13 protein-coding genes are annotated in these 11,337 nt (G+C 60.9%); 12 read left to right on the top strand and 1 reads right to left on the bottom strand.

Features of this window, described 5'->3' with window-relative positions; translation table 11 throughout:
* The 4 genes from VF436_RS10500 to VF436_RS21700 all read left to right on the top strand — a co-directional run.
* On the top strand, positions 1-187 hold a 187-nt coding region (locus VF436_RS10500), incomplete at its 5' end, for a hypothetical protein (protein ID WP_330903968.1).
* Positions 188-215: 28 nt separating this feature from the next.
* Entirely contained in the window at positions 216-1,055 is an 840-nt protein-coding gene (locus tag VF436_RS10505) for a hypothetical protein (protein WP_330903969.1), read from the top strand.
* Between the two features lie 53 nt (positions 1,056-1,108).
* The gene (locus tag VF436_RS10510; protein ID WP_330903970.1) at positions 1,109-2,269 is read left to right on the top strand and encodes a type IV secretion system protein; all 1,161 of its coding nucleotides are present in this window, start codon (positions 1,109-1,111) and stop codon (positions 2,267-2,269) included.
* A gap of 23 nt (positions 2,270-2,292) precedes the next feature.
* Positions 2,293-2,778, top strand: a complete 486-nt coding sequence (locus VF436_RS21700) for a DUF4189 domain-containing protein (protein ID WP_414649837.1) — start codon at positions 2,293-2,295, stop codon at positions 2,776-2,778.
* Here the strand turns inward: VF436_RS21700 and VF436_RS10515 are convergent.
* A complete protein-coding gene (locus tag VF436_RS10515) occupies positions 2,755-3,147 on the bottom strand; it encodes a hypothetical protein (protein ID WP_330903971.1) in 393 nt (130 codons plus the stop codon). The genes VF436_RS21700 and VF436_RS10515 overlap by 24 nt on opposite strands.
* A gap of 26 nt (positions 3,148-3,173) precedes the next feature.
* On the opposite strand from VF436_RS10515, the gene VF436_RS21705 reads away from it, so the two are divergent.
* From VF436_RS21705 to VF436_RS10545, 8 genes are all read left to right on the top strand, one after another.
* A complete protein-coding gene (locus tag VF436_RS21705; protein ID WP_414649838.1) occupies positions 3,174-3,425 on the top strand; it encodes a DUF4189 domain-containing protein in 252 nt (83 codons plus the stop codon).
* 244 nt (positions 3,426-3,669) lie between these two features.
* Positions 3,670-3,996 carry a DUF4189 domain-containing protein gene (locus VF436_RS21710; protein WP_414649839.1) on the top strand — a complete coding sequence of 109 codons (327 nt, stop codon included), beginning with the start codon at positions 3,670-3,672 and terminating at the stop codon, positions 3,994-3,996.
* Positions 3,997-4,177: 181 nt separating this feature from the next.
* Positions 4,178-4,729, top strand: a complete 552-nt coding sequence (locus tag VF436_RS10520; RefSeq protein ID WP_330903972.1) for a hypothetical protein — start codon at positions 4,178-4,180, stop codon at positions 4,727-4,729.
* A 31-nt stretch (positions 4,730-4,760) separates the two neighbouring features.
* The gene (locus VF436_RS10525) at positions 4,761-6,143 is read left to right on the top strand and encodes an XVIPCD domain-containing protein (protein WP_330903973.1); all 1,383 of its coding nucleotides are present in this window, start codon (positions 4,761-4,763) and stop codon (positions 6,141-6,143) included.
* 108 nt (positions 6,144-6,251) lie between these two features.
* Positions 6,252-7,568 (top strand): XVIPCD domain-containing protein, encoded by a 1,317-nt coding sequence (locus VF436_RS10530; protein ID WP_330903974.1) that lies wholly within the window; start codon positions 6,252-6,254, stop codon positions 7,566-7,568.
* 271 nt (positions 7,569-7,839) lie between these two features.
* The gene (locus VF436_RS10535; RefSeq protein ID WP_330903975.1) at positions 7,840-8,361 is read left to right on the top strand and encodes a hypothetical protein; all 522 of its coding nucleotides are present in this window, start codon (positions 7,840-7,842) and stop codon (positions 8,359-8,361) included.
* Positions 8,358-9,998 (top strand): XVIPCD domain-containing protein, encoded by a 1,641-nt coding sequence (locus VF436_RS10540; RefSeq protein ID WP_330903976.1) that lies wholly within the window; start codon positions 8,358-8,360, stop codon positions 9,996-9,998. The genes VF436_RS10535 and VF436_RS10540 overlap by 4 nt, the downstream gene beginning before the upstream one ends.
* A gap of 180 nt (positions 9,999-10,178) precedes the next feature.
* A partial coding sequence (locus VF436_RS10545) for a type IV secretory system conjugative DNA transfer family protein (RefSeq protein ID WP_330903977.1) occupies positions 10,179-11,337 on the top strand: 1,159 nt, incomplete at its 3' end.

An 11,337-nucleotide genomic window follows, 5' to 3' on the forward strand; every position in this document is an offset into this window, starting at 1 on the left:
CGCCTCCACCGACAACATCGAGATCATGCACGAAATCCTCGATGCCAAGGCCGCCAACCTCGGCATCAAGGTCGATGACCTCAAGCCCGAACAGTGGCTTCAGGACTTCTACGACAACCGCAAGGGCAGTGGCAAACGCCAGGCCACCAACTCCGAAGCGCGCCCCGCGCGTTCGGCGTCGATGTAATTCGAACTACCTGAGGATGACAACCATCATGAACAACATCTTCTTGAAACAGGCTTTGCAGTCCCCGCTGCGTAGTGCCTCGCTCCGTGCCCTGGGCCTGATCGCCCTGCTGTGCCTGGCCGTGCCGGCCGTGCACGCACAGGTTGCCGTGCAGGACCAGACGGTCGGAAGCAACACGGGGGACATCAAGTCCAGCGCCAGCAACATCGATACCAACACCAAGAACATCGATACCAATACCAAGAACATCAACAACCAGTTGAAGATCGCGGGCAAGGGTACCGGCGTTGGCGGTACGGACGATGCCTTCGGCAAGCGCGTGGAAGACCCCAAGCAGGCCTGGGATACCACCATGACCTACGGCGACAGCAGCGTCGACAACCAATGCAACAAATACGCTGACGTGCAGAAATCCGAATGCCAGGAACTGGTCAAGACCGAACAGGCCCAGTACCTGTACATGGTCGTGATGTACAAAAACACCAAGGATCGCAACGACATTCTTACCAAGCTGATCCAGGAGCGTAACGCGCTCACCGAAGACCAGTACGGCAAGATCGAGGAAAACACCAACAAGCTCGAAACGCTGCGCGCCCTGATGGATCTGGACCAGCAGCAGATGCAGACCACCATGAATGCCTATCAGTCGCGCATTCACTGGCTGGAAAACCAGCTCGCCCAGGATGCCAAGGCAGCCATGAGCGGTGAGCCGAAGGCTTCCAGTTGGAGCATTGGCGGCTTCGACCTGGGCTCCATGGCCAGTTCGGTCGTCAGCGGCGTGGTGCTGAAGGGTGCACTCAGCGCGGCGCAGTCGTCCGAGCCGAGCGGCATGAAGACGCTGAGCATCACCGACAGCAACGGTTTCTAATCATCACGCCTGCGAACGCATGACCGCCGCCGCCAGAGCATAGAGGAAGAAGTATGGGTGCCTTACTAGGAAGTGGGTTTGGAGCTGCACCGACAGCGTTGATTGACGTGACCGGAGCCACGAATTTCGTGTTCTTCGCCACGATCAATGACTTTTTGCGCAAGGAAATCGACATCTTCCAGTGGTCGCTGCTCCAGCGCATCACCTTGATGATCGGTAGTGCGGCGCTGATCCTGCTGACGTTGTGGATCCTCATCCAGGGCTATCGCATCGTCACGGGCCAATCCCGCGAGCCGATGATGGGCCTGGTGGTGGGCGCCCTGCGCGGCGGCCTGATCATTGGCCTGGCCACCAGCATGGCGGCCGGCTCCTCGGGCATGTTCTTCACCGTGACCGACGGGCTTTCCGGCACCATCGTCTCGGCGGTTACCGGCTCCAACAAGAGCGTGTTCCAGGACATCGATGACAACCTCATGGCGATGGAAGCGGCCATGGCGATGATCGATACGCTCAATCCCGGCAACGATCAAAAGATGGGTGATGCCAAGGACCGCGCCATGTGGTTCACCGGCATCGGCATTGCCGGCCCGGGCGTGGTGGCCGGCTCCATGTTGCTGCTCAACAAGATCGCCCTGGCGCTGTTCATCGGCTTTGGGCCATTGTTCATCCTGTGTCTGCTATTTCCTCAGACGCAATCGCTTTTCAGCAAATGGCTCTTCTACGGCATAGGTACGATGTTCTCATTGGCGGTACTAAGCGTCATGGTGGATATCGCGATGCGCATGGTCGCGGCGGTGACGCTTGCGTTCGGCGCCAAGTACCTCATGGCGCTGGCCTCGGGATCGAGTACGCAGATGGAAGGCATCAACAGCATGGCCATGCAGCAAGGTGGCCTGGGCCTGCTGCTGTCCACTCTGATCGTGATGGCGCCGCCGATGGCCGCGTCGTTCTTCCAGGGCACCCTCGCCAGCTTCGCCGCCAGCTCGTCGTTCGGCCAGGTCGGCCGCTACAGCACCGGCCAGCGTGCGGAAGGCAACCGCCCGGCGGCTATGGGTGGGCCGCCGAGTCCGAATTCAAGCAGCACTCAAAACAACAATTCGAATGATTCTGGATCTACTCCTCAGGTAAATGCTGGCCGTCATAGTGGCCAAGCGCCAGCGCCTGCACCCCAGGACACAACCAAGACAGGCTCGGACAAGCAGCTGTGGACCTAAAAAGACACTATCTCTCGCTTTTCATGATTCTGTGTTTTGCTTCTGATTTTGCCTGGGGCCAATGCGCCCCAGGTGTTCAATCTGCTGGAAATCCAAGTTGCATCCCTCAAGATCGGCAAGAATCTCCGATATATCAAGGCGACAGAGGAGCTCTTGGCAATCAGTCAACACAGCCGGCTCAAGTCTATGCTGACCGTTGGGGCGCTGTGGTCATTGATAACCACTCCGGTCAAATTGGAGTTTCTGTCGATCACACTTCGAAATCCGATGCAGTCGGCGAAGCGATGGATAATTGCACCCAGACCGGCAGTAAAAGCTGCTCCGTAGCAGCCACCTATTACAATCAATGCGTCGCCGTGGCTTGGTCAAAAACCTATCATTCAACGACAACTGCTGCTTACAAAAACGATGCCGAAAAAAAATCCCTGAACGGGTGCGCATCAGGAAGCTCAGGAGCCGAGTGTAAAATCATCTATTCGGATTGTTCATACGCGCAACGTATAAAATAAGTCATCTCTGTCGCCTGGGGACTTATCCAGAGAAGCAATCATAATAATGAATAGCAAACCTCGACCGATCTCCCCGCTGTTAACCGGAATTGCGGCAATCACGCGCTCCACTGCATGGAAACAATATGCTTCTGGAGTTCGGTAGATGTGTTTTGCATGAAGTACTCCGCATTTGCTTTGATTTCCCATCTGGCCTCTGCGATAGCGCTCGGCCAATGCGCGCCTGGCGTCCAATCGGCTGGCAATCCGAACTGCATCCCTCAAGATCGCCCCGATATCAGGGAGACCGTGGCGCACTTCAAAACCAAGCGCCGCAGCAGCGTGCAGTATACGCAGATCGATGGGGGGCAATTGCTGTAGATAGTTCAACGAATGACGTAGGCACTGCGAGCGCAATGCCCAGTAAGAACGCGGCAATCGAGAAAGCAATGTCTGATTGCCAACTTCACGGCAGTACTAGCTGCGACGTAGCTCTCTCCTACCACAATCAATGCGCCGCAATTGCTTGGGGACATCCCAAAAGTTCTTACTTTAGTGCCGCGACCGCAGAAGAAGCTAAACAGCATGCTCTGAGCAGATGCAGCAAAAACTCAGGTGATTGCAAAATCGTCTACACAGACTGTAGCTACGCAGAGCGCGTTCAGTAACCTTGAAATGCATTGATCAGAAAACGGGTAGCATTTGCTATCCATTTTCTTTTGTGAGGCGTGTTTTGCATGAAGCAATCCGTGTTCGCCTTGATTTGCTATCTGATGTCTGCGATAGCGCTCGGCCAATGCGCGCCTGGCGTCCAATCGGCTGGCAATCCGAACTGCATCCCTCAAGATCGCCCCGAATCGCCCCGGTATCAGGGAGACCGTGGCGCACTTCAAAACCAAGCGCCGCAGCAGCGTGCTGTATACGCAGATCGATGGGGGGGCAATTGCCGTAGATAGTGCGACGAATGACGTAGGCACTGCGAGCGCAATGCCCAGCAAGAACGCGGCAATCGAGAAAGCATTGGCTGATTGCCGACTTCACGGCAGCACTAACTGCGATGTAGCTCTCTCCTACTACAACCCATGCGCCGCAATCGCCAGGGGGCATCCCAAGAGCTCTTACTTTAGTGCCGCGACCGCAGAAGAAGCTAAACGGCACACGCTGAGCAGATGCGGTGAAAACTCAGGCGACTGCAAAGTCGTTTACACCGATTGCAGCTACGCTCAACGCATTCAATAAACACCGAACACAGCCACTCCAAGCGCTCCCCAGCCCTCAGACACCCCGGGGGCCAAGGCAAGCTTAGGAGTCGAATCGAGGACCTGCGCGCTCAAGCGCCACATTTCGACGCCAGCATGGCAACAAAAATCCAATGCCCGCTCGGTATCATTGGTGACTCCGTACGGGCCCATGGCTTGCCATGCAGCGATTTATCGCGCCTTTCACATTCAGCTTGTGCCTGGCCTCGGCGGCGTTTGCGCAGGGCGCCCTGCCCGTCCAGGTCGCCCATCTGGCCGGCGCGCAGTGCAGCCAGCAGCATGCGGGGTGGGCCTATACCTGTCGTTGGCAGCACTACGACATCACCGCTGACCCGCCCTCCCGGCGCTGCGCGCAGGATGGGCTTTACGGGAATATTCAAACAGATTCGCCGGGCCTGACCCTGCTTGATCGCCCGGCCGGCGGCAAACCGGTTGCACGTCTCAAAAATCGGCAGTTTGTCTGTGTTAGCGCCGACGCCAGACAGGGCAACCAGGAGGTTCAGTGGTATTATGTGACGGCTATTACGGTGGGCAGTGTCGCGGCATGCAGGGGGCGCAAGCTCTGCGGCGGGCCGGGTGACCTCCCCATCGAATCGCTGGTGCCAGGGACAGGGGTGTCCTGCCATCGCGATGCCAAGGGTAATGTCGTGGGCGACTGTGCTTCCGGTTGGGTCCGGACGGAAGACCTGGAGTTGTTCGCCAACGGCATTTGATCTAGCGCATGACGAAATACATGGAGACGTTATGAGCCGCGAGATTCTTGAAGAAGGCATTCGCCACTTTTCGCTCGAAGGGCGTAAATACGAATACGGCAACAATGCCTCGTTGCCCAACCGTTCCCCGAACGGTCGCGCCGATGGCAGCCGCAACGAACGCGATATCGATGGTGATGGCCGCCTGGGTGTGGATTGCTCCTCGCTGGTATGGCGGGCCCTGCGCAATGCCGGCTACAACGTGGGCACCACGCCTTTCACCACCGGCCAGTTGTTCGAAGGCAACCGCGCCACCGGCTATGCCAAGGAGCATTTCGAGGTGATCTCCGCGGCGGATGCGCGCAAGCCCAACGGGTCGCTGCAACCGGGCGACATCGTGATGTTCCGCAGCAGCCACGGCCAGCACGTGGGCATCTTCAAGGGCTATGACGCCAAGGGCAACATGCAGTTCTACGGCTCGCAGACCTCGACCGGCCCGGCCATGGTCACCACCGGTACCGCTCCGGGCCAGTACTGGAACGGCGGCGATTTCCAGATCGTTGGCGCGTTGCGCGCCAAGCCTGCCTTCCAGGGCCGCGAACCGCTACACGGCCGTCCCTGGCTGCGCGACAACGCACGCCCGCAGGATGCACGCACGCCAGCGGCCACGCCCGAAGCCGAGCGCGCCGCCGATGCACGCGATGCGCGCGCGACCGGCAACCGCAACGACGATCGCAATACGCTGCGCGAAGGCGCACGCGGTGACGACGTGCGTCGCTTGCAGGGCAGCCTGGCGCGCCTGGGTTACGGCCGCAATGCCGGTGGTCCGCTGCGTGCGGATGGCGAGTTTGGCCCGCTGACCGTCGAGGCGCTGCGCCATTTCCAGCGCGACCGCAACATCACCGCCGATGGCGTGGCCACGGCTTCGACGATGCGGGCGCTGCACCAGGCCGCAACTCACGAGGCCAGTGAGACGCGCCCGCGCGTGAACCTCAACGATCCCTCGCATCCGGACAACCCGATGTTCCGCCAGGCCCTGGGGGCCGTGCAGGCACTGGACACCCGGCAGCAGCGCGAATCGGGCCCGCACAGCGAAATGCTCGCCGCCGCCATGGTGGTGGCCGCACGCCGCGAAGGGCTGCCGGAGATTCACCACGCCGTGCTCAGCGAGGATGCTTCACGCGTGTTCGCCGTGCATGGCGACATGAGCTCGCCGCTCAAGCAGGTTGCCGAGGTACCCACCGCCCATGCCTCGCATCTACCGGTGGAAGAAAGCAGCAGCCAGTGGGAAGCCTGGAAGAAACAGATGGAGCAACAGGCGCTGCAAACCGAGATACACGGGCACTTCGTGGAGATGCACCAGCAGCGGCATGAGCATCGCGAGGCGATGCAGCACGTGATACAGGTTCAGCAGATGAACAATCGCTTCGGCTGAACGCGCACCATGCCGGTGCGGCAGGCGGCGCCAATGCCGCCCTGCCCTGGCAAGGCACGGTCATAAAGGTTTTAACCAGGCAGGTTTTACCAGGGGATGCACGACGGCATGGGTGGCAGCAACGACATCTACGACTCCATGATTCAGCACCGCGGCGCCGCGTATCGCGACGACCAGGTGGCGTCGTACAGCCATTACCACCAGCCGATCGACCACACGCCCGGTCGCCTGGCCGGCCAGTCGCATGTGTGGGGCGATGCCAGCGCACAGGTGCAGTCGCGCGTGATCGATACGCTGATCGCCGCGTCCGAACGGGCCGGCCTGAATACGCGCCAGACCGCCGAAGTGCTGGCGATCGCGCGGGTGGAATCGGGTTTCAATCCTGACGCCGCCGCCGGCCCGACATCGGCTTATGGCCTGGGCCAGTTCGTGGATCGCACCGCTGCCGCCTACGGCCTGGACGGTGCCAACCGCACCAACGTAGAGCATCAGGCACAGGCGCTGGTGGCGTTGTACCAGGACAACGCCGCCTTGGCGCAAGCACGCGGCCAGGGCGATGAGTACATCTACAAGTATCACCACGATGGCCCCACCGGCGAATACGGCGGCCTGGGCATTTCCCATCGCGAAGTGATGCCTTATGTGGATGGCTACGAGGCCTTCGTTCGCCAACACCAGCAGACTCATGGCGTGACGCCAGTCGACCCCGCCCTGGCGCGACCGCAGCACGGCCATGCCGATCCGCAGGCAGTGCCCCATGGTCACGAGACGATGAGCGAGGGCAGCCGCGGCCCCCAGGTGGAGCAGTTGCAGAAGCACCTGCTGGAACTGGGCTACGGAGGCCAGCCCCCGCTGGCGATGCGCGCCGATGGTGATTTTGGCCCGCGCACGCGCCAGGCCGTGGAAGCCTTCCAGCGCGCACACGGCATGGCCGAGGACGGCGTGGCCGGCCCGGCCACGCTGCGTGCGATCCAGCAGGAAGAACACGGCCGCGCACGCGAGAGCGCGCAGATCCACATGCCGAGGTCGCCGTCGACGCCACCGAGCGGCCCGCGGCTCGACGAGAGCGGTCATCCTGGGCATGCGATGTTCAAGCAGGCCCAGCATGGCGTGCACCAGATCGACCTGGCGCACCAGCGCAAGCCCGATTACCAGAGCGACAACATCGCCGCCGCCCTCACGGTGCAGGCGCGCCGTGACGGGCTGGCGCAGATCGATCATGTGCACCTGAGCCCCGACGCCTCGCATACGTATGCCATCCAGGGCGCGCTCAATTCACCGTTCAAGCAACTCAGTCACGTGCGTACCGTCGAAGCGGCCCGCACACCGATTGAACATAGCAGCGCGCAGTGGCACCAGGCGCAGCAGCAGGCGCAACAAGGAGCACCACAGGCCGCACCGCAGCCGCAGCGCGGCACGGCCTGAACGCAGGCAGGGATGACATGGCGCGCAAGCGCCGCTTCGCCGGACGGGCGGTACAGGAAGGTGCCGCGGCATGCCCGCCAGCGAGTTCTGGATGTCTGGTCACACAAGGGGAGATCGCCATGGAACATGCAGGTTTGTCTGGTCCGCCGCGTCGCCGCGGATCCTCGTGAACGCGCCAGTGCGGCCCTCGCGGTCGCATGCGACGCCGATCCATCTCACATTGTCTGGCCTGCTGCTGCTCGCACAGGCCGCGTATGGAAACCCGAAGAACATGCCCGAGATCAAAGAGAATCCACACCCAAAGGCGCGTTACGAAGTGACGCTGACCATCGATGACGCACCCGGCCCGTTCGATACCGTCAGCGGTTTCGTGCAATACGAGGTGACCAATACCGAATGCGTGCCCGATTCGGACCCGATCAACCGGATCAAGAAACCACCACGCCACTTTCCGCCGATCACGTTCGAGCGCGTCAATGACCACCAGTACCGGGGCGCGTTCTATGCCGACCTGATGCAGGACGAGGATTATTACGGCATGGGCGTGTGCCATTGGCACGTGACTGGCGCGGTGGCCACGCTGAAGAACCACAACGTCACGTTTGCTCCTGGCCTTTTTGCCGACGATATCGCCGAGCAGAAGCCGGCCACGCGCTATTACGCCGAAGGCGATTACCGCGACAGCGACGATGCGCGCACCGTCTCGGGCAATCCCAACCGGGCCTATTACAAGCCTGAATCGCGCACCGATATCTTCTCGATCACGCTGGTTGCCAAGGATGTGTCGCCATGAGTCAGATGACCGCTACCGATTACGCACGGCTGGCGCAGAACGCCTATCAGGACCCGCAGTTGAACCAGGTCATCGACCTGGGCGGGGTCAAATACCAGGCGATCGACAGTGCCAATAATCCGCTCTCCGGCTACCAGGCCACCGCATACAAGCGAATGGACGATGGCGAGATCATCATCGCTCATCGCGGCACCGAGTTTGATCGCGAACCGATCCAGGATGGCCTGATCGCCGATGCCGGCATGGTGCTGACCGGCGTCAATGCGCAGGCCAGCGACGCGATGAAGTTCACCCAGAAGGTGCTGGACGAAGCCAAAAAGGAATCGCAGAACGCAGGCCAGCCGGTGGAAGTAACCGTGACCGGGCATTCGCTCGGCGGCACCCTGGCCGAAATGACCGCCGCCCGCTACGGCTTGCACGGTCAGACCTTCAACGCCTATGGTGCTGCCGGCCTGTTGACGAACGTTCCCCAGGGCGGCAACCAGATCATCGACAACGTCGCGGCCACCGACCTGGTCAGCGCGGCCAGCGCGCACTTCGGCGAGGTGCGCACGTATGCCACCGAAGCGGACATCCAGCGCCTGAACAAGGCCGGATACAACAACGACACCGGAGCGCTGAGCCTGCGCAACCCCATTTCCGGCAGCAGCCTGCAAGCGCACGCCATCGGCAATTTCATTCCCGATGGCCAGTCGCCGGGCATCATGACGCAGGAAAACGCCGATCGCTACGAGCAGAACAAGCAGGCGGTGGACCGCTACCGCGACGACGTGAAGGACGTGCGTACGGTGCTTTCGGCTGGCTGGGAGATTCCCAAGGCGATCTACAACGGCGTGGAGAAGATCGAGCACGAGGCCGCCGAGAAGCTGACCCAGACCTATCACGCGCTGCACGACCTGGCCAAGGAGGAGATCCAGAAGGTCAAGCATGGCCTGGAAGAAGTGGGCCACAAGATCTCCGATGGCTGGCACAAGCTCGAACACGCCTTCGAGAACATCGGCCACAAGGTGGTCGAGGGGGCCGAAAAGCTCAAGGACAACGTCGAGGACAAGCTCAAGAACGCAGGCAAGGAAGTGGTCGAGGGCGCCGAGAAGCTCAAGGAGAATGTCGAGAACAAACTCAAGGAGACCGGCGAATCGCTCAAGAATGCCGGCAAGGCCGTGGTGGCCGAGGCCAAGGACATCGCCCAGCATCCAGAAAAACTGATCAACGGCCGTACGCTGACCCTGGCCGCGGGCGTGGCCCTGGGGCCTGAGGCGGCGGTGATCACCCAGGCACTGACGCACGTGTCAGCGCTGGACAAGCAGTTCAACCGTCCCGAAGACCAGACCACGCACAACATCGCCGCCGCCGTGGGCGTCAAGGCGATCAAGGACGGCCTGGAGCGTATCGACCACGTGCACCTGAGCGATGATCGTTCGCAGATCTTCGCTGTGCAGGGAGAGCTCAATTCGCCGCTGAAGCGGATCAGCCAGATGTCCACCGCAGTGGCCGCCAATACGCCCGTCGAGCAGAGCGGCCAGGCCCTTCAGCAGTTGCAACGCGACCTGCAAGTGGTGCAGAAGGATATCCAGGCCTTGCAGAACAACCAGCAACAGGCACAGGCCAAGCCGCAAGCGGCTCCAGGCGGTATGTAGCCAGCGTGTCACCATTGCTGGAGTACACAGGGCCTTGAAGGCAACGATGCGGGCTGGCGAAATCTCGCCAGCCCGCATCGGTATGCCGTTTTGCACCAAGGGTTTTCATCCCGGTGGCGGCGGGTGTCGCGCCGGGAAATAATGCAGTCTGGCAAGTAACGACAGAAACATGGGGAAGTCATGAGCAAGGCCAAGTGGACCTGGACCGGCATCTTGCTGGTCATCGCCCTGGTGGCGGGCAACTATTTCTCGGGGTGGCTGACCCTGGTGCTACTGAAACTGGGCGGCGACAACGTGGGCTTTACCACGTACTTTTCGTATGCGCGTGCCCTGGATCTGCCCGAAGTGCAGCCCTACGTGCTCAAGATCAAGCTCAGCGGCATATTCGGCTTCGGCATCCCGGTGATCCTGTGGATGGTGATCGCCTATTTCATCCTGCGCCCGAAGAAGCAGGCCATGCACGGCGACGCCCGCTTCGCCAACAGTGGCGACCTGTCCAGGAACGGCATGTTCAAGGATTCGGCCAATGGCATCATCGTGGGCAAGTTCCACGGCAAGCTGGTGCGCCTGAGCGGACAGCAATTCGTGATCCTGGCCGCCCCGACCCGCTCGGGCAAGGGCGTGGGCGTGGTCATTCCCAACCTGCTTGAATACCAGGAATCGATGGTGGTGCTGGACATCAAGCAGGAAAACTTCGAACTCACCTCCGGCTGGCGCGCCTCGCAGGGCCAGGAAATCTACCTGTTCAACCCCTTCGCCGAAGATCGCCGCACGCATCGCTGGAATCCGCTGACCTATGTGTCCAAGGACCCGGCCTTCCGCGTGTCTGACCTGATGAGCATTTCGGCCATGCTTTATCCAGATGGCTCCGACGACCAGAAATTCTGGGTCAGCCAGGCGCGCAACGCCTTCATGGCCTTCACGCTGTACCTGTTCGAGAAATGGGAGCACGACGAGAAGCACCATATTCCCGTCGCGCTGCGCAGCAAACCCACGCTGGGCCAGGTCTACCGCCTGTCTTCGGGCGACGGCAGCGACCTGAAGAAGCTCTACACGCGCCTGTCCGAAGAGCCCTACCTTTCGGCCAATGCCCGCTCGGCGTTCGCCAACATGCTGTCGCAGGCCGACGAGACGTTCGCCTCGATCCTGGGTACGTTCAAGGAGCCGCTCAATGCCTGGATCAACCCGGTGCTGGATGCGGCCACCAACGAAGACGACTTCCTGCTTACCGACGTGCGCAAGAAGCGCATGACGATCTATATCGGTATCCAGCCCAACAAGCTGGCCGAGGCACGCCTGATCGTCAATCTGTTCTTCAGCCAGCTGATCAACCAGAACA

The sequence above is a fragment of the Dyella sp. genome (assembly GCF_036384435.1).
In the GTDB taxonomy this organism is placed as follows: Bacteria; Pseudomonadota; Gammaproteobacteria; order Xanthomonadales; family Rhodanobacteraceae; genus GSA-30.

Excerpts from the sequence above, each read along its gene's own strand:
- VF436_RS21705 (WP_414649838.1), top strand. The coding sequence starts at position 3,174 with ATGCCCAGTAAGAACGCGGCAATCGAGAAAGCAATGTCTGATTGCCAA.
- VF436_RS10510 (WP_330903970.1), top strand. The coding sequence starts at position 1,109 with ATGGGTGCCTTACTAGGAAGTGGGTTTGGAGCTGCACCGACAGCGTTG.
- VF436_RS21700 (WP_414649837.1), top strand. The coding sequence starts at position 2,293 with ATGATTCTGTGTTTTGCTTCTGATTTTGCCTGGGGCCAATGCGCCCCA.
- VF436_RS10540 (WP_330903976.1), top strand. The coding sequence starts at position 8,358 with ATGAGTCAGATGACCGCTACCGATTACGCACGGCTGGCGCAGAACGCC.
- VF436_RS10520 (WP_330903972.1), top strand. The coding sequence starts at position 4,178 with ATGCAGCGATTTATCGCGCCTTTCACATTCAGCTTGTGCCTGGCCTCG.
- VF436_RS10535 (WP_330903975.1), top strand. The coding sequence starts at position 7,840 with ATGCCCGAGATCAAAGAGAATCCACACCCAAAGGCGCGTTACGAAGTG.
- VF436_RS10530 (WP_330903974.1), top strand. The coding sequence starts at position 6,252 with ATGGGTGGCAGCAACGACATCTACGACTCCATGATTCAGCACCGCGGC.
- VF436_RS10525 (WP_330903973.1), top strand. The coding sequence starts at position 4,761 with ATGAGCCGCGAGATTCTTGAAGAAGGCATTCGCCACTTTTCGCTCGAA.
- VF436_RS10505 (WP_330903969.1), top strand. The coding sequence starts at position 216 with ATGAACAACATCTTCTTGAAACAGGCTTTGCAGTCCCCGCTGCGTAGT.